The sequence below is a fragment of the Streptomyces sp. EDA2-14 genome (assembly GCF_054963755.1).
The window spans coordinates 42,184-59,235 of the sequence record NZ_JBUEGE010000014.1; the positions used below are offsets into that span (position 1 = coordinate 42,184).

Consider the following 17,052-nt stretch of genomic DNA (forward strand, 5'->3'; position numbering starts at 1 on the left):
GAGGCTTGTCGGGGCCGCGAAATCGCTGTTAGCTTCCCCGCATTGTCTAACAAAATCTCCGATGAAGGAGGGACAGACATGCGCCTCTCGGTGGCACTGCGCCGCTATCCGCACACCGAGCCACTCCTCGACCGCGCCCTCGACGTCCCCGGCTGCGAGCTGGACTTCCCCGAAGTGGAGCCGATCCACCGGGCCTTCGCCCCGATGGTGCGCGAGCTGCGCTACGACGTCTCCGAACTGGCCGTCGCCACCCTGCTGCAGGCCGTCGAGGCGGGCGTCCCCGTCGCGGCGCTGCCCGTGGTGCTGCACGGCAACTTCCACCACCGGTCGATCTCCGTATGGGGCGGTGAGGGGCAGCTCCGCCCCGAGGACCTGCGCGGACAGCGCGTCGGTGTGCGCGCCTACAGCCAGACCACCGGTCTGTGGGTGCGCGGTGTCCTCAGTGACACCTACGGCGTGCGCGCCCGGGACGTGATATGGGTGACCAGAGAAGGCGCACACGTCGACGGCGTGCGCGAACCGTCCAACGTCGAGCGGACCGGACGGCCCCTGGTGGACGCACTGCGGGACAAGGAGCTCGCCGCCGTCGTGATGGGCGCCCGCTCCGCCGACCACGTCGAGGGCCTCGTCCCCGTCATCACGGACTGGAAGGCCCGGCAGCAGCAGTTCCTCGACGACCACGGCTGGGTGCCCGTCAACCACCTCGCCGTGGTCCGCAAGGACCTGCTCACGTCGCGCCCCGACCTGGTCCGCGCGATCCACCGCGGGCTCTGCGCCGGCATCGACGCGGCCCGCCCCGCGGAACCCACCGGCACCACCCGCGAACTCGTGGTCCGGCACGGCATCGACGAGACCCTCCTGGCCACCCTCAGGACGGCGATCCGCTACGCCCGCGAGCAGGAACTCATCACGTCCGACCTGGCCGCCGAGGACCTCTTCGCCGACTTCGACCGGTACGTGGGGGAGGCCTGAGCGGCCTGCATCCCCGACGTACGGCACGCACCCCACCGCACCCGCAGGAGAGTTGATGCAGTACTTCGACACGCACACCCATGCCATCTCCGGCGACCCCGACGCCTACCCGGTCTCGCCGCTCGGCGGAACCCGCTCGGAGTGGTCCCGCACCCGGCCCGTCGACATCACCGGCCTGATCCGGGCGCTGGACGCGGCGGGCGTCGACCGGGCGGCCCTCGTGCACGCCTCGACGGTGTACGGATTCGACAACCGGTACGCGGCCGACGCCCTGGCCAAGTTCCCCGACCGGCTCGTCGGGGTCTGCGCCGTGGACTTCCTCTCCGACTCGGCCGTCCCGGACCTGCGGCACTGGATCGAGGAGCGCGGATTCAGCGGTGTCCGCATCCGGGTGTCCGACGGAACCACCAAGGTGCCCACGCCGGGCAGCGGCCTTTCGGACGAGCGGATGGCCGCCGTGTGGCACTACGTGGAGAGCCGTGGTGTGCCGGTGTGCGTCCAGATGCACTCCAAGGACACCGGCAAGCTCCTCCACGTCCTCGAAGCGCACCCGACGCTGACCGTGCTGCTCGACCACGCCGGACGCCCCGACGCCACCGGCGGGCCTGCCTACCCGAACCTCGGCGAACTCGGGCATCTGGCTCGCTTCCCCGGCGTCCACCTGAAGATCACGCCTCCCGCGCTGAACCGCCTTGGCAAGGAAGAGGGGGTCGACGTCGACGAGGTGCTGCGCCGGCTCGCGGGCACCTTCGGCGCCGATCACCTGATGTGGGGATCCAACTTCCCCGCCTCCGAAGGCACCCTCGCGGAGCTGCGCGACTCGATCGTGAACCGGCTGTCCTGGCTGGCGCCGGACGAGCTGGCCGGAGTGCTGGGCGGCAACGCGGCCCGTGTCTACAACACCCCCGCCGCCATTCGCTGAGCCGCCCGTCCGCACCGTTGGACACGAACCGAGGACACACAGGCCATGAGGCAGGAAAACAAGCACCCGGCACGGTGGCGGCTCGCTCTCAGCGGGGTCACCGTGCTCGCCACCGCCGCCGCCCTCACCGGATGCGGCGCCAGAGTCGAGAGCGCCGTACTCCCGGCGTCGACGAACTCGTTGGTGAAGCAGGCCGAGAAGGAGGGCGAGGTCGAGTGGTCGGTGCCCAAGCCGCAAGCGCAGATGCAGCCGGCGATCGACCTGTTCGAGAAGAAGTACCCGGGCGTCAAGGTCAAGTACAGCAACACCAAGGCTCCCGACCAGGTGAGCCAGCTCAGAATGGAACAGGCAGCCGGGAAGGTCTCGGTGGACGTGGCGGCGGCCGGCGGACTCACCGTCGTCCCGTCCGAGGACATGGCGGCCGACGTCGACTGGACGAAGTACGGCATCGGCCGCAAGAACCTCTTCGCCAAGAAGCTCGTGTACATCTGGGCGGTCCCCAAGGTCTGGGCGTACAACACCGAGAAGGTGAAACCGGCCGACGTACCGAAGAGCTGGAACGACCTGCTGGACCCCAAATGGTCCGGCGGCAAGGTGTCCGCGGAGTCGCGCGCCTCGTTCCTCACGCCCTGGGCGCTGGACTCGTCGCTCGGGCAGAAGAAGGCGCTGGCGTGGGCGAAGAAGTTCGCCGAGCAGAAGCCGCACTACGCGCCCAACACCACCCAGACCGAGGCGCCGATCGAGTCCGGCGAGGTGAGCGTCGGCACCAGCCTCGTCAACCTGGTCCTTGAGGCCAAGAAGCACGGCTCGCCCGTCGAGGTGGCACCGCTCTCCCCGACCAACGCCAACGAGTCCTACCTGTACGTCCCGAAGGGCGCCCCGCACCCCGCCGCCGCGGCGCTGCTCACCTCGTTCCTGTCCTCCGACGCCGCGCAGCGGGCCCTCGCGAAGACGTACAACTCGCGCATCCCCGTCGGCACCGACTGCTCGCACCCGGACGACACCCCGGTGCTCCGGGCGATCTGCGAGGCGCACCTGAAGTGGTACCCGACGGCGACGCTGGACGAGTACAACCGCCTCACCACCTTCTTCCCCGAGGGAGAGAAGGCACTTGGCACCAACGTCGTGTGACGTGCACCGGGGAGGCGGACGACAGAGCAGCTTCGCCTCGCTCAGGAACCGGAACTACCGCCGGTTCTCCCTCGGTCAGGCCACCTCCGTCGTCGGCAACTGGATGCAGAACATCGCCATCGGCTGGCTGACCCTCCAACTCACCCACAGCGGAACCGTGCTGGGCGTCGTGACCGGCGCCAGATACCTGCCGATCCTGTTGCTGGGAGTCTGGGGCGGCCTCGTGGTGGACCGCCACGACACCCGCCGGCTGCTGCTGCTCACGCAGGTCTGCTTCGCCGTCCAGGCCGCCCTGCTCACCGTGCTGACCCGGGCGCACCTCGTGACACTGCCGCTGCTCATCGTGTTCATGCTGGCGCTCGGCTGCACCAACATCTTCGACAACCCCGCGCGCCAGAAGCTGATCGGTGAACTCGTCGACGCGGAGCACCTGTCCAACGCCATCGCGATCAACTCCACGTTCATCAACACCGCCAAGCTCGCGGGCCCCGGCATCGCCGGAGCCGTCATCGCGGGCCTCGGCGTGGCGCCGTGCTTCGCCCTGGACACCGTCTCGTTCCTGGCCGTCATCGCCAGTCTGCTCACGCTGCGGACGGCGGAGATGTATCCGGCCGAGCGCGAGGAGCACGCGAAGGGGCAGATCCGTGCCGGGCTCCGCTACATCCGGCGCACACCGGAACTGCTGTACCCGATGGTCATGGTGTACGTGACGGGGGTGCTCACCTGGGAGTTCCCTGTGAGCCTGCCGTTGCTGACCACGTCGGTGTTCCGCGCGGGCCCTGCCGGTTACGGCACGGCGATGGCCGTCATGAGTGTGGGCGGGGTGCTCGGCGGGCTCGCCGCCATGCGCCGAAGACGGTTCACCAACCGCTCCCTCTCGGTGTCCGCGGTGATCTGGGGAGCGCTGATCTGCGGCGCGGCCCTGGCGCCGACCCTGCCCGTGGCCCTGGGGGTGCTGGTGTTCGTCGGCGCCGCCTCGATCACGTTCAACTCCTCGGCCAAGACCCTGATGCAGCTCGCGGCCGTGCCACAGATGCGTGGCCGGGTGCTGTCGGTGTGGTCGATCGGCTGGCTCGGCGGCACCGTCGTCGGTGGCCCCGCCGTGGGTGCCATCGCCGCGTCCCTGGGGGCGCGCGCCGGGCTGTTCGTCGGCGGGCTCGCGGCCGCCGGGGTCGGCCTCGCCGTGTCGGCCCTGTCGCTCGCCGGCCGCGCGAAACGACACCGCTGACCTGCCCTGTTCACGTACCCAACCGGCCTTGTCCGACAATGACTTGCGTGGTTCCAGTGCGTGACCACGGTAAATCCAGGTTCTTCCAGCAGACTTCTTGTGTCCCGCGAGATGGCGGTGCTACGTTCACCTCACTGGTTGTCCGACAATCTCGGTTACGAGAAGAGTCACTGAGACGGCATCAGGACGTAGCACTGTCGCGCAGCCCACCACCTGGCTGCCCCGCTATCCACGACCGCCGTTACGGCGCGAGCGCACGGCCCCGCCTCCCGACTTCACGAGGAGGGAAGGCCGAGGAGACAGACATGTCGACCACACAGCGCACCACCCACCCGGAGGCACTCCGCCTCGAAGGCGTCACCCTGCAGTTCCCCGGCACCCACCGGCCGGCGATCGAGGACGTGTCGTTCCAGGTCGATCGCGGCAAGGTCGTCGCCGTGATCGGGCCCAGCGGGTGCGGCAAGAGCACCATCCTCAACCTGGCCGCCGGACTGCTCACCCCCACCGAGGGGCAGGTCCACTACGCCGGCGAACGCGTCACCGCCGTCAACTCCGACGCGGCGTACGTGACGCAGCAGTCCCACCTCCTGCCCTGGCTGAGCGTCCGGGCCAACATCGGACTGGCGCTCAAGTTCCGCAAGGTCCCCAAGGGCGAGCGCGAGGAGCGCATCGCCCACTGGATCGAGCTCGTCGGCCTGACCGGTTTCGAGGACCACTTTCCCCGCGAGCTGTCCGGCGGCATGCAGAAGCGCTGCGCCATCGCGCGGGCACTGATCTACGACCCGTCCATCGTGCTGATGGACGAGCCGTTCGGCCCGCTCGACGCCATCACCCGCCTCCGCCTCCAGCAGGAACTGCTCAACATCTGGCAGGAGCAGAACGGGACCCTCATCTTCGTCACCCACGACCTGAACGAGGCCCTCTACCTCGCCGACGAGGTCGTCGTGATGTCTCGCGGCCCCGGCACCATCCGCCGTGTCATCCAGGTCCCGTTCGAGCGGCCCCGCAGCATCGGATCCCTCGTCGAGACACGCGAGTTCTCCGAGCTCTACAACGACCTGTGGGGACTGTTCGCCTCCGAGCAGCAGGACGCCGCCTGAGGCGACGTCACCAGCCGCTCGCGCAACGGGCCTTTCCCCGCATCGGCCTCCCCCCGCACCACCCCTGTAGCCCAGTGAGGTTCACGGCTTTGCTATCGATCAAGGAAGAGATCGCCGTACCCAGCCCGCCCCGACGGGTGTGGGAAGTCATCTCCAACCCCAAGGACGTCGTCTCCTGCATCGGCGGCGCCGAGCTCGGCCCGTCGCACGACGACGGTTCCTTCGACGGAACCCTGGTCGTCCGGTTCGGCGGCATCCGCGTCAAGTTCGGCGCCCGCGTCTCCCTCGACCTGGACGAGTCCGCGCAAGAAGGCCGCCTGTCGGCCCGCGGCAAGGACGGACAGGGCGCCACCCGCTTCAGCGCCACGGCCACCTTCCGCGTCGTCGCGGGCGACACCCCCGACAGCGCGCGGGTCGCGGTCGACGGCGAGATCCAGCTCAACGGCAAGCTCGCCAAGGTGATCGAGTCCGGCGCCGGGGCGGTGATCTCCAGGATGACGAAGGAGTTCTCCGACCAGCTGGTCCTCAAGTGCGCCGGCCCCGAGGAAGTCCCCGCCGCACCCGGCACGACCGCGACCCCCGAGCCCCGGGTCCGCCCGACCGGACTGCTCGCACGGCTGCGCGCCTGGTGGACGGCGCGCCGCGCCGGGCGCCGGGGAGAGCCGCCGGCGCAGCAGACGCAGGCCCACCGTCCCGCGGCCCAGTCCGCCGAAGCACTTGAGCGAGGAGCGCGACGATGACAACCCCCCGTACGGCAACCGGCCGACTCAACAAGGTGATCGCCGCCCTCGACGCCGGCGAGCACGTCTTCGCGACGTTCTCCGCCGCCGACCCGACGGCCGCCGTCGAACTCACCGGCACCGACTACGACACCGTCGTGTTCGAGATGGAGCACAAGCCCTGGGACATCAACGCCCTGCGGGACAGCTTCCAGTACCTGCTCAGCCGGCGCCAGATATTCGGCGCCGACAGCCTCGCCCCCGCCGTCACCCCGATGGTGCGGATCCCCGCCAACGGCGCGGAGAAGGCGCAGTGGCACGCCAAACAGGCCCTCGACCTCGGCGCGTTCGGCGTCGTCTGGCCGCACATCTCCACGGTGGAGGAGGCCCGCAACGCCGTCGCCGCCTGCCGGTACCCGCGCCTTCCCGACGCCCCGCTGCACGAGCCCGCCGGCCTGCGCGGCGACGGCCCGCACGCCGCGACCCGCTATTGGGGCATCTCGAACATCGAGTACTACGCCAGGGCCGACGTGTGGCCGCTCGCCCCCGACGGGGAGATCCTCGTCGGCCTCATGATCGAGGACCAGCTCGGCATCGAGAACCTGCCGGACATCCTCGACCAGGTGCCCGGCATCGGTCTGATCCTCATCGGCGAGGGCGACATGAGCCAGGAACTGGGCGTCCCGCGGCAGTACGAGCACCCGCGGGTCCTGGAGTGCAAGCGGCGGATCCTCGACATCTGCGGTGAGCGCGGCGTCGCCGTCGGCCACCCCCACGTCACGGCCGACAACGTCAAGCAGGTGCTCGACGACGGCTACCGGTTCCTGATGTCCGCGCCGGTGCGCACCTACCCCGGCCTGGAGAAGGGCCGCGAACTGACCGGCCGCGACCTTCGGAGCAAGGCATGATCATCGACAGTCACGGCCACTTCACCACGGCGCCCCCGGCGCTCGGCGAGTGGCGGCAGCGGCAGATCCAGGCGTTCGAGGAGTCGGGCGCGCGTGTCTCGCCCGACGAACTGGGCATCACCGACGACGAGATACGCACCGCCGTCGAGCAGGGCCAGCTGAAGCTGCAAGTGGAGCGCGGCACCGACCTGACCCTGTTCTCGCCGGGTGCGGGCAAGATGGCCCACCACTACGGCGACGAGCGGACCAGCCTCGACTGGTCGCTGGTCAGCAACGACCTCATCGCCCGCGTGTGCGGACTGTTCCCCGAGCGGTTCGTCGGCGTGTGCCAGCTCCCGCAGTCACCGGGCGACGCCCTCGCCGCCTCCGTGGCCAACTCGGTCACCGAACTGGAGCGCTGCGTCAAGGAGTTGGGCTTCGTCGGCTGTCTGCTCAACCCGGACCCGTCCGACGGGTACTACCAGGGGCCGCCGCTCACCGACCGGGTCTACTACCCGCTCTACGAGAAGATGGTCGAGCTCGACGTCCCCGCCATGGTCCACGTGGCGATGTCCCGGAACCCCGCCCTGCAGGGCACCTGCGCCCACTATCTGGCCGGTGACACCGTGGCGTTCATGCAGCTGTGCGAGTCGGACCTGTTCAAGGACTTCCCGACGCTGAAGCTGATCCTGCCGCACGGCGGCGGCGCCGTCCCGTACCACTGGGGCCGCTACCGCGGCATGATGCAGGACCGCGGCCGACCGCCGCTGGAGGAGTCGATCCTCGGCAATGTCTTCTTCGACACCTGCGTGTACCACAAGCGCGGCATGGAGCTCCTCCTCGACATCATCCCCGCGCGCAACGTCCTGTTCGCCTCGGAGATGATCGGCGCCGTCCGCAGCGTGGACCCCGAGACCGGGCGCCGCTTCGACGACACCAAGTACACCCTCGACTCCATCGACACCCTGACCGACGCCGACCGGCAGGCGGTCTACGGAGGCAACGCGCTGCGCGTCTTCTCCCGGCTCGACGGCGTCCTGAAAGCGCGGGCGACGGCCGCGGCGAACGTGAAGGAGTCCCGCAAGTGAAGGTCTACGAGGCACTGGCCGAGGCGTTCGTCAAGGAAGGCACCAGCGATGTCTTCGGGATGATGGGCGACGCCAACATGCACTGGATGGCGGCGCTCGCCGACCGGGGTGTGCGCCTGTACGAGGTGCGGCACGAGGGCTCCGGGCTCGGCATGGCCGACGGCTGGGCGCGCGGTGCGGGACAGCCCGGCGTCGTCACCACCACCAGCGGACCCGGTGTCTCGCAGCTCGCCACCTCGATGATCGTGGCGAGCCGGGCACGCACCCCGCTGGTCGCGTTCTGCGGCGAGACACCGCTGGGCGACGAGGGCGCCACCCAGTACCTCGACCAGCGGCGCTTCGCCGCCGCGATCGAGTGCGAGTTCATCCACGTCACCCGGCCCGAGAACGCGCAGGACGCCGTGCGGAAGGCCTTCTACCTGGCCCGCACCGAGTCCAGGCCGGTCATGATCAGCGCGCCGTTCGACGTCCAGGTCGCCGAACTCGACGACTACGACGACGAGTACGTGCCGTCGACGGCGCTGATCGAGCGGCCCCGGCTGCTGCCGGACCCGGCAGGACTGGGCGCCGCCTGCGACCTCGTCCAGAACGCCAAGCGCGTGGTGATCATCGCGGGCCGCGGTGCACGCGGGGCCGACGCGGGGGAGGAGATCCTCGCGCTCCAGGAGCGGACCGGCGCCCTGCTGGCCACCACGCTCCAGGCGAAGAACTGGCTGTGCGACCGCACCGACTTCCACGTCGGCCTGTCCGGCCTCTTCGGCGACAAGGCGTCGATGGAACTGCTCCAGGAGGCCGACTGCGTGATCGCGGTGGGTGCCAGCCTGAACCACTACACGATCGAGAGCGGCTACCTCTACCCGGAAGCCGAGTACATCCAGATCGACACCGCGCCGCACGTGGTGATGGGCAACGGCAGGGTGGCCGACTGCTACCTCCAGGCCGACGCCGTCACCGCGCTCACCGAACTCACCCGCGAACTCGACGCACGATCGGTCCGGTTGGAGGGCTTCCACACCGACGCGGTCAAGGACCACCTGACCGCCCGGCTCCAGCAGCCCGAGTACGTGAGCGAACCCGGCCGGCTCGACCCGCGCGAGGCGATCTGGATCCTGGACCACGAACTGCCGGGCGAGATGGGCCTGGTGCTCGGCAGCGGTCACCAGACCGACTTCGGCACCATGCTCTTCCAGCGCTCCCGCGACGTGCTCTCCAACTACGGCATGTTCGGTGCCATCGGGCAGGCCCCGCTGATCGCGCTCGGCCAGCTCATCGCGCAGGGCAACAAGCCCGGATTCGTCGTCGAGGGCGACGCCAGCTTCCTGATGCACCTCTCCGAGTTCGAGACGGCGTGCCGCTACGACGTCCCGCTCCTGGTCGTCGTGATGAACGACCAGGGGCTCGGCGCCGAGTACCACAAGGCGAAGGCCAAGGGCCTCGACCCGGACCTCGCGACGATCTCCACGCCCGAGCTCGGTGCCGTGGCACAGACCCTGGGCGGCGGCGGAGCCACCGTCCGCACCGCACAGGAGCTGCGCGACGCGCTCGCCGCGTACGTGCGCGAGCCCCGGCCCACGGTCATCGACGTCCGCATCACCCGAGAGGTGCTGAGCACCCCCTACCGGCGCATCCAGTACGGCGAGGACGTGTGAGCGACATGAACGAGACACGGACGGACACACCCCTGAGCGTGGTCGTCGGCAACCACCCGCACACCCGGCCGCTGAAGGACGGCACCGTCCCCGTGGCCGGCGTCGAGTGCCACTACCCGGAGTTCGCCCCGCTGCCCCCGGCCTTCGCCCGGATGGTCCGCGACCTGGCCTACGACATCTGCGAGATGCCGATGGCCACCTACCTCCAGGCCCGCGACGCCGGAGTCCCGGTCACCCTGCTGCCGGTGGTCCTCGTCGGCAGCACCCACCACCGCTCCCTGACCCGGCTGCCGGAAGGCGAGGCACTCGACCCCCGCGCGCTCAAGGGCCGCCGCGTCGGCGTCCGATCCTACGGCCAGACCACCGGCCTGTGGGTGCGCGGCTGGCTCCAGGAGGAGTACGGCGTCGCGTCCTCCGACGTCACCTGGGTGACCACCGAGGACGTCCATGTCGCCCAGTACCGCAACCCCGCCCACGTAGAGCGGTCCGACGCCACGCGCGTCGCCGACCTGCTGCACGCGGGCGACGTCTCGGCGGCGGTGCTCGGGCCCAAGGCGATCGGCGGACAGGGCGCAGGACTCGTCCCGCTCGTCAAGGACGCCGAGGACGCGGGCCTGGCCTGGATCGAGCGGCACGGAACGGTCCCGGCCAACCACCTGCTGGTGGTGCGCGACGACGTGCTGCGAGCCCGCGAAGACGACGTACGCGCCGTGTACCGCGCACTGGAGGAGGCGATCACGTTGACCGCAGGGGAGCGCGACGACTCACCGGCCGGGCGCGCGGTCGCCGCCGGCTGGAGCGACCGGCTCACGGCCTGCCTGGAGATCGCCGGACAGTACGCCCTGGAGCAGGGCCTCATCGGCGAACCGGTGGACGTCGCGGCCATCGAGGAGAAGGCGGCCTTCCTCGCCTCGTGAGGAGCGCCCCGGCAATCGACACCGAAAGGAGAAGCGGCGATGGTGGCCCTGCGCAACCGGGGGAACGCGCCCACGCGCGAACCCGACGTCTGGACACCCGATCTGCTCGAAAAGGTCGCCTGGCGGGTCAAGGCGGCGAACGAACCCCTCCGCGGCGTGGCCACGTCGGACGGCATCCGGCCCGGACTCTTCCCGCTGCGCGACACCGGCGCGGACGTCCGCCCCGTGTACCGGGCCGCGGAGGAGTACCTCGCGGCCCTGACGGAGAAGCAGCTCGCCGATGGCCGCTTCCCCGTGGACGACGTGACCTGGCGGCACTGGAACAACGGCGCCCGGTACTTCCTGCGGCACGGCATCTGCCTGGAGGAACTCGACGACGCACAGCGCGCCCTGGCCCTCGCCGTCGTCCGGGAGAGCCTCAGCGCCGACGGGTACGGCCAGGTGCTCGACCTCATGCACCTCAACCTCACCATCGGTGAGCTGAGCGGCAACGAGGACGGGCTCAACGAGTGGCTGTACTGGTTCTCCGTCTACGGCGAGCCCGAGAACGGCGGTCCGTGGGGCTGGCAGCTCGACGGCCACCACGTCAACGTCAACTGCGTCTTCGTCGGCGACCGGGTGGTCCTCACCCCGACCTTCCTCGGCGCCGAGCCGGTCGTCGCCGGATCCGGGAAGTACGCCGGGACCGTCGCCTTCCGCCGCGAGGAGGCACTGGGCCACGAACTGTTCACCGACCTCGGCTCCCGGCAGCGCGAGCGGGCCGTCATCGCCGACACACTCCCGAAGGACCTGTTCGCCGGAGCCTTCCGGGACAACCTCGAACTCGACCACCGCGGCCTGCCGCTGAGCGAACTCACCCCCGGCCAGCGGGACACCGCGCGCCGGCTCCTCGGCCTGTACGTGAACCGGGCCGGCGACCAGCACGCGAAGGCCCGCATGGCGGAGGTACTCGACCACGAGGGCGACACCCACTTCGCCTGGGCCGGGGACCCCGACGGCACCTTCTACTACCGGTTCCACAGCCCGGTGATCCTCGTCGAGTTCGAGCACATGCCCGGTGTCATCTTCGGCAACGACTACCCCTCGCGCCGCCACATCCACACCATCGTCCGCACACCGAACGGCGGAGACTACGGCGCCGACCTGCTGCGACAGCACCACGAGCGGCACCATGCGCCGCACGCCTGACACCCCCCACGCAGAACCACGCAGAAGGAGACAGACATGAAGTTGGTGCTGGGCCGTGACGACCTCGCCGAAGCGGCACTCGCCGCGGCGCGCGAGACGGGCACGGAGCCGGAGCGGCTCGACATCAGCCCGGTGCACAAGGCGTCGCGCGGCTTCGTCAACCAGTCGAACGCGGACCTGTGCGAGGTGGCCATCGCGACCGTCCTCCAGGCCGTCGCCCACGACAAGCCGGTACTGCTGCTCCCCGTCACCACCCTCGGACGCCACCAGCACCAGACCCTGGTCACCCTCGGCGGGCTGTCCGTCGCCGACGTCGAGGGGCACAGCGTCGGTGTGCGCTCCTGGAGCCAGACCACCGGCGTGTGGGTGCGCGGATTCCTCGGCGAGCAGTACGGCGTGGACCTGCGCAAGGCGGACTGGACGACGTACGAGGGCAGCCACGTCGACGGGGCCGACGACCCGTCCTGGGTGCGGCGGGCGCCCGAGGGGGCCAAGCTCCAGGCGGACTTCCTGGAGGGCCGGCTCGACTTCGGGATCATGGGCAACGGGCTGCCCGCGGACGACCGGATCCGTACGGCCGTCGACCATGCCCACGACACCGCCGAACAGTGGGCCAAGGAGCAGGGGTTCGTCCCGGTCAACCATGTGGTCGGCATCTCCGAGCGCGCCGCCGCCGAGCACCCCGCCGCCGTCCTCGCCGCGTACGACGCGATGCGCTCGGTGCTCACCGCGACCGCCGAGCCGGGGCCCGTGCCGCTGCACCCCGTGGGCTTCGAGGCGCTGCGCGGCGCGTTCACCAAAGCCGCCGGCTACGCGCTCGACCAGGGCGTCGTCCCGCGCGCCGTGGACTACGACGAGCTCGTCGAGCGCACCTGCTCCGCGCTCGGGGTGCCACCGGCCCGGCTCGGCGGCTGAGACCGCGCCACGCACCGCCGCAGACATACGAGAAGCACGGAAAGATGGGGAAGCAGAGCATGGACAAGCTCACGACGGTCATCGGTGAATTCCCGCACGGACAGCCGCTGTTGGACGGCGAGGTCACGCTGGACGGTTACCACGTCGACCCGGTCGACGTGAAGCCCGTCATCGGCGCCTACCGGCGGATGATCCGGGACCTGGAGTTCGACGTGTGCGAACTGGCACCCGTCTCCTACCTGATGGCACGCCAGGAAGGCATCCCGCTGACCGCGGTGCCGGTCTTCCTCAACCGGCGCTTCCACCACGGCGACGTCCAGTGCGCCGCCCACTCCGGGATCCGCGTGCCGAAGGACCTGGAGGGACGCCGGATCGGCGTACGGGCCTACACAGTGAGCACCGGGGTGTGGGTGCGCGGCGTGCTGCGCGACGAGTACGGCGTCGACATCGACACCATCACCTGGGTGGTCGACGACGACGACCACGTCGAGGGGCGGGCCCCGGCCAACGTCGAGCGGGTCACCGACGGCCGCTCGCTCGGCGAACTGCTGCGCGCCGGGGAGATCGACGCCGCGCTCACCGGCAACGCCGGGACCGGCCGCGCCGGTTCCCCGCGGGCGGGCTGGACGGCGGCCACCGAGACCGCACCCACGGGCGACGAGGGGCCCTACCCGCTCTTCCCCGAGGCGGACACCCTCGCCGTGGACCACTACCTGCGCACCGGCGTCTACCCGCTGCACTCGCTGATCGCGGTCCGCTCCGAGCTGGTGGAGCGCGACCCCGGCCTGCCGACCGCGCTGTACGCGGCGTTCGCCGGGAGCAAGAGCCGGCACCTGGACGCCCACCCCGAGTGGTCGGCCGTGCCCCGCCTCGCCCGCCAGGGCGCCCGCATCGGCGGCGACCCCGTCCCGTACGGCATCACGGCCAACGAGCCCAGCCTGCACGCGATGATCCGGTTCGCCGCGGACCAGGGGCTGCTCGACGCGGACTTCCCGGCCGAGCCGCGCGCCCTGTTCGCCGAGGGCGACTACCCGGACGCCTGAGCCGCCCCGTACCGAAGCCCACACCACACCGAAGACCAGGGAGCACGCGACGTGGACGTCGTCGACGCACACTGCCACATCATCTCCGAGGACCCGACCCGCTACCCGAAGGCGCCGATCGGAGGCAAGCAGTCCGCCTGGGCCGCCACCCGTCCGGTGACCGCCGAGGGCATGGTCGACCGCATGGACGCCACGGGCATCGACCAGGCCGTCCTGGTGCAGGCCACCACGAACTACGGCTACGACAACTCCTACGTCCTCGACAGCAGCCGCCGGTGGCCCGAGCGCTTCGTCGCCGTCGGCACCGTCGACCCGCTGCGGCCCGACGCCGCCGCCTCGCTCAAGGCCGCGGTCGGCGAGGGCGGGCTCGCCGGGGTGCGGCTGTTCACGAGCGGCAGCACGGTGCCCACCCAGGGCGAGTGGTTCGCCGCGCCGGAGACGTACCCCTTCTGGGAGCAGGCCGGGGAGCTGGGGCTTCCGGTCTGCCTCCAGATGCGCCTCGGGGCGGCCACCGGTCAGCTCGTGGAACTCCTCGACCGGTTCCCGGGCGTGACCGTGCTCCTCGACCACATCGGCTACCCCGACATAGCCGCTTCGCCCGAGCGCGCGGGCGCCGAGGTCGCCGCGCTCGGCCGCCACCCCGGACTGCACCTCAAGCTCACCCACCGCAACCTCGAACGGCTGCGGGACGCGGGGGAGCGGGCCGCGGACTTCCTCGACCCGGTCGTCGAGGCGTTCGGCGCGCGCCGCATCGCCTGGGGCTCCAACTGCCCTGCCGCCGAACAGTCGTTGCCCGAACTCCTCGCCCTCGCCCGGGGCGTCCTCGAAGCACTGCCGGAGCAGGACCGGCAGGAGATCTTCGCGGGCACGTCCCGGCGCCTGTACCCGGCGCTGCGGGGATGAGGAGCTGACCTGGCATGCGGTCGGCTACTGTGCCCGCCTCGGCTCTCATCCTCACGGAAGACAAAGGCGGTCAAGGTGAACAGCGAAGGCATCGATGCCGAAATCGGGGCGAAGGCGTCTGGTACCCGCTACAGCCATGCCTACGAGGGGCTGCGTTCCCTGCTGCTGTCGGGCAGCATCCCGCCCGACACCCGGCTGACCGAGGCGGACCTCACCCGGATGTTCGACGTGTCGCGGAGCACCATGCGCACGGCCCTCGCCCGGCTGACGCAGGAGGGCTACGTCGTCGGCGAGGTCAACCGGGGCGTGCGCACCCGCAGCTTCTCCATCGAGGAGGCGGCGGACATCCTGGAGGCCCGCGAGATCCTGGAGGCCGCGCTCGCCGGCAAGGCGGCGGAGCGGGCCACGCAGGAGGAGATCGAAGACCTGCGCCGCACCCTCCACGACATGGAGGAAGCGCAGTCCCGCGGGGACCAGGACGCCTACTCGCGGGGCAACCGGCAGTTCCACCAGCAGGTCAAGCAGGCCGCGCACCAGCACACCCTGGCCCATGCCTACGACACACTGCTCTACCCCCTGGTGATGCGGCAGTACCGCAACCTCTCCGCACAGCATCCGCGCGCCGGGTCGCTGGAGGAGCACCAGACCATCTTCCTGGCCGTCGTCACCCGCAACCCCGATGCGGCGAGCGCGGCCATGCGCCATCACGTCGGCTCCGCCCGCAGGGCGCTGCTGCTGGACAAGTCCCCGGAGCCGCCCATCAGTTGACGGGCGGCTGGGGCGGAAAGGACTCCATGCGCCCCACCGTGGACACCGAGGCGGGACCCGTCGAGGGAATACCGTGCCGCGACCGCTCCGTCACGGTCTTCCGAGGCATCCCCTACGCCGCCGCGCCGGTCGGCGACCTGCGCTGGCGGCCCCCCGTGGCACCGCCGCGCCGGGAGGGGGTGAGACGCGCCGACCGGTTCGGCCCCCTGTGCCCGCAGGCGCCGACCGAGGCCGCCGCGACCGGCGTCGACGTCCCGATGAGCGAGGACTGCCTCAACCTGAACATCTGGACGGGCGCCCCCTCGCGCGAGGAGCGGCGACCGGTCCTCGTCTGGATCTACGGCGGCGGCTTCCGCGAGGGCACCGGCGCACACCCCCGCTACGACGGCGAGAACCTGGCCCGCCAGGGCCTCGTCGTCGTCACCTTCAACTACCGCCTCGGCGCCTTCGGTTTCCTCGCCGCACCCGAACTGAGCGAGGAGTCGGGGCACGACTCCTCGGGCAACTACGGGCTGCTCGACTGCGTCGCCGCCCTGCGCTGGGTGCGCGACAACATCGAGCGCTTCGGCGGCGACCCCGGCCGTGTCACCATCGCAGGGCAGTCCGCGGGCGCCGGCATGGTCAACTTCCTGGCCATGTCCCCGCACGCCAAGGGCCTGTTCCAGCGGGCGATCGCGCAGAGCCACGCCCGCTACTCCCGCGACCCCGAACTGCGCTACCTGTCCACCTCCTACCGGCGGCCGGCCGACGCCGAACGCGCGGGGGAGCGGTACATCCGCGAGCACGGCGCACGTGACATCCACGAACTGCGCACCCTGCACTGGCACAAGCTGGTCGACGGCAACCACCCGGTCGACACCGACGTCGAGACCGGGACCACGTCCGCGCCCCCACTGTTCCGCCCCGTCGTCGACGGCTGGGTGATCCCCGCCGGCTACGACACCACGTACGCCAAGGGGCTGCAGAACGACGTCGACTACCTCACCGGGAACAACCTCGACGAGGGCGGCGCCGTACCCGAATCGCTGGTCGCCGCGCTGCGCGCCGGGCGGCGCACACCCCGGCCCGGATCGCCGCCCGTCCACGTGACACTGGAGCAGCACCGCGCGGCGGCCACCCGGAAGTTCGGCCCGCTCGCCGACGAGTTCCTGCGGCTCTACCCGGCCACCACGGACGACGAGGCGGCGCGTGCGAGCAGCGACGCGGCCCGCGACAACTCCCGCCTGTCCACGTACCTGTGGGGTCAGGACTGGACGCGGCACACCACCGGCAGGCTGCACACCTACTTCTGGACCCACCGCACACCCGCGCGAGGCACCTCGCCCGGAGGTGCCTTCCACGGCTCGGAGATCGACTACGTCTTCGGCAACCCCGCGGGAGGTACCGCCGCGTGGACCGAGCAGGACCACGAGATCGCCCGGACCCTCTCCTCGTACTGGATCAACTTCGCCGCCTGCGGCGACCCCAACGGGTCCGGTCTCGCCCACTGGCCCGCTTTCTCGCCGGCCGCCGCGACCGTGATGGAGGTCGGCGCGCGGTTCGGCCCGGTCCCGGTGGCGGACCCGGCACACCTCGACTTCTGGACCCGCTTCTTTCGTACGCAACAAGCCTGGTGAACAAGG

16 protein-coding genes are annotated in these 17,052 nt (G+C 70.8%); all 16 read left to right on the forward strand.

Translation table 11 applies throughout. The features are described 5' to 3' along the window. Positions 1 to 78: 78 nt before the first annotated feature. The 16 genes from ACY34M_RS28150 to ACY34M_RS28225 all read left to right on the forward strand — a co-directional run bounded on the left by ACY34M_RS28150 (position 79) and on the right by ACY34M_RS28225 (position 17,046). Positions 79 to 972 (forward strand): substrate-binding domain-containing protein, encoded by an 894-nt coding sequence (locus tag ACY34M_RS28150; protein WP_462721110.1) that lies wholly within the window; start codon positions 79 to 81, stop codon positions 970 to 972. A 55-nt stretch (positions 973 to 1,027) separates the two neighbouring features. Further along, complete coding sequence (locus tag ACY34M_RS28155) at positions 1,028 to 1,894, forward strand: amidohydrolase family protein (RefSeq protein WP_462721111.1); 867 nt, start codon at positions 1,028 to 1,030, stop codon at positions 1,892 to 1,894. Between the two features lie 45 nt (positions 1,895 to 1,939). Next, positions 1,940 to 3,025 (forward strand): ABC transporter substrate-binding protein, encoded by a 1,086-nt coding sequence (locus ACY34M_RS28160; RefSeq protein ID WP_462721112.1) that lies wholly within the window; start codon positions 1,940 to 1,942, stop codon positions 3,023 to 3,025. Beyond that, complete coding sequence (locus ACY34M_RS28165; RefSeq protein WP_462721113.1) at positions 3,006 to 4,253, forward strand: MFS transporter; 1,248 nt, start codon at positions 3,006 to 3,008, stop codon at positions 4,251 to 4,253. Before ACY34M_RS28160 ends, ACY34M_RS28165 begins: the two co-directional genes overlap by 20 nt. A 305-nt stretch (positions 4,254 to 4,558) precedes the next feature. Further along, positions 4,559 to 5,353, forward strand: a complete 795-nt coding sequence (locus tag ACY34M_RS28170) for an ABC transporter ATP-binding protein (RefSeq protein ID WP_462721114.1) — start codon at positions 4,559 to 4,561, stop codon at positions 5,351 to 5,353. A gap of 89 nt (positions 5,354 to 5,442) precedes the next feature. Beyond that, the gene (locus ACY34M_RS28175; protein ID WP_462721115.1) at positions 5,443 to 6,093 is read left to right on the forward strand and encodes an SRPBCC domain-containing protein; all 651 of its coding nucleotides are present in this window, start codon (positions 5,443 to 5,445) and stop codon (positions 6,091 to 6,093) included. Further along, positions 6,090 to 6,980: an HpcH/HpaI aldolase family protein gene (locus tag ACY34M_RS28180; protein ID WP_462721116.1), complete on the forward strand. Its 891-nt coding sequence runs from the start codon at positions 6,090 to 6,092 to the stop codon at positions 6,978 to 6,980. The genes ACY34M_RS28175 and ACY34M_RS28180 overlap by 4 nt, the downstream gene beginning before the upstream one ends. Beyond that, positions 6,977 to 8,047 (forward strand): amidohydrolase family protein, encoded by a 1,071-nt coding sequence (locus tag ACY34M_RS28185; protein WP_462721117.1) that lies wholly within the window; start codon positions 6,977 to 6,979, stop codon positions 8,045 to 8,047. Before ACY34M_RS28180 ends, ACY34M_RS28185 begins: the two co-directional genes overlap by 4 nt. Further along, complete coding sequence (locus ACY34M_RS28190; RefSeq protein ID WP_462721118.1) at positions 8,044 to 9,696, forward strand: thiamine pyrophosphate-binding protein; 1,653 nt, start codon at positions 8,044 to 8,046, stop codon at positions 9,694 to 9,696. The genes ACY34M_RS28185 and ACY34M_RS28190 overlap by 4 nt, the downstream gene beginning before the upstream one ends. A 5-nt stretch (positions 9,697 to 9,701) precedes the next feature. Further along, positions 9,702 to 10,613: a substrate-binding domain-containing protein gene (locus tag ACY34M_RS28195; protein ID WP_462721119.1), complete on the forward strand. Its 912-nt coding sequence runs from the start codon at positions 9,702 to 9,704 to the stop codon at positions 10,611 to 10,613. A 39-nt stretch (positions 10,614 to 10,652) separates the two neighbouring features. Then, positions 10,653 to 11,801, forward strand: a complete 1,149-nt coding sequence (locus ACY34M_RS28200) for a DUF3500 domain-containing protein (RefSeq protein ID WP_462721120.1) — start codon at positions 10,653 to 10,655, stop codon at positions 11,799 to 11,801. 36 nt (positions 11,802 to 11,837) lie between these two features. Further along, positions 11,838 to 12,716: a substrate-binding domain-containing protein gene (locus ACY34M_RS28205; RefSeq protein WP_462721121.1), complete on the forward strand. Its 879-nt coding sequence runs from the start codon at positions 11,838 to 11,840 to the stop codon at positions 12,714 to 12,716. A 44-nt stretch (positions 12,717 to 12,760) separates the two neighbouring features. After that, positions 12,761 to 13,759 carry an ABC transporter substrate-binding protein gene (locus ACY34M_RS28210; RefSeq protein ID WP_462721122.1) on the forward strand — a complete coding sequence of 333 codons (999 nt, stop codon included), beginning with the start codon at positions 12,761 to 12,763 and terminating at the stop codon, positions 13,757 to 13,759. Positions 13,760 to 13,810: 51 nt separating this feature from the next. Continuing rightward, complete coding sequence (locus ACY34M_RS28215) at positions 13,811 to 14,662, forward strand: amidohydrolase family protein (RefSeq protein WP_462721123.1); 852 nt, start codon at positions 13,811 to 13,813, stop codon at positions 14,660 to 14,662. A 75-nt stretch (positions 14,663 to 14,737) separates the two neighbouring features. Beyond that, complete coding sequence (locus tag ACY34M_RS28220; RefSeq protein WP_462721124.1) at positions 14,738 to 15,430, forward strand: GntR family transcriptional regulator; 693 nt, start codon at positions 14,738 to 14,740, stop codon at positions 15,428 to 15,430. 26 nt (positions 15,431 to 15,456) lie between these two features. Beyond that, complete coding sequence (locus ACY34M_RS28225) at positions 15,457 to 17,046, forward strand: carboxylesterase/lipase family protein (protein WP_462721125.1); 1,590 nt, start codon at positions 15,457 to 15,459, stop codon at positions 17,044 to 17,046. Positions 17,047 to 17,052: the final 6 nt, after the last annotated feature.

What these genes read in the sequence shown, in the direction of transcription:
- ACY34M_RS28150 (WP_462721110.1), top strand. Translation starts at nt 79, where the DNA reads ATGCGCCTCTCGGTGGCACTGCGCCGCTATCCGCACACCGAGCCACTC.
- ACY34M_RS28155 (WP_462721111.1), top strand. Translation starts at nt 1,028, where the DNA reads ATGCAGTACTTCGACACGCACACCCATGCCATCTCCGGCGACCCCGAC.
- ACY34M_RS28160 (WP_462721112.1), top strand. Translation starts at nt 1,940, where the DNA reads ATGAGGCAGGAAAACAAGCACCCGGCACGGTGGCGGCTCGCTCTCAGC.
- ACY34M_RS28170 (WP_462721114.1), top strand. Translation starts at nt 4,559, where the DNA reads ATGTCGACCACACAGCGCACCACCCACCCGGAGGCACTCCGCCTCGAA.
- ACY34M_RS28180 (WP_462721116.1), top strand. Translation starts at nt 6,090, where the DNA reads ATGACAACCCCCCGTACGGCAACCGGCCGACTCAACAAGGTGATCGCC.
- ACY34M_RS28185 (WP_462721117.1), top strand. Translation starts at nt 6,977, where the DNA reads ATGATCATCGACAGTCACGGCCACTTCACCACGGCGCCCCCGGCGCTC.
- ACY34M_RS28195 (WP_462721119.1), top strand. Translation starts at nt 9,702, where the DNA reads ATGAACGAGACACGGACGGACACACCCCTGAGCGTGGTCGTCGGCAAC.
- ACY34M_RS28200 (WP_462721120.1), top strand. Translation starts at nt 10,653, where the DNA reads ATGGTGGCCCTGCGCAACCGGGGGAACGCGCCCACGCGCGAACCCGAC.
- ACY34M_RS28205 (WP_462721121.1), top strand. Translation starts at nt 11,838, where the DNA reads ATGAAGTTGGTGCTGGGCCGTGACGACCTCGCCGAAGCGGCACTCGCC.
- ACY34M_RS28210 (WP_462721122.1), top strand. Translation starts at nt 12,761, where the DNA reads ATGGGGAAGCAGAGCATGGACAAGCTCACGACGGTCATCGGTGAATTC.
- ACY34M_RS28225 (WP_462721125.1), top strand. Translation starts at nt 15,457, where the DNA reads ATGCGCCCCACCGTGGACACCGAGGCGGGACCCGTCGAGGGAATACCG.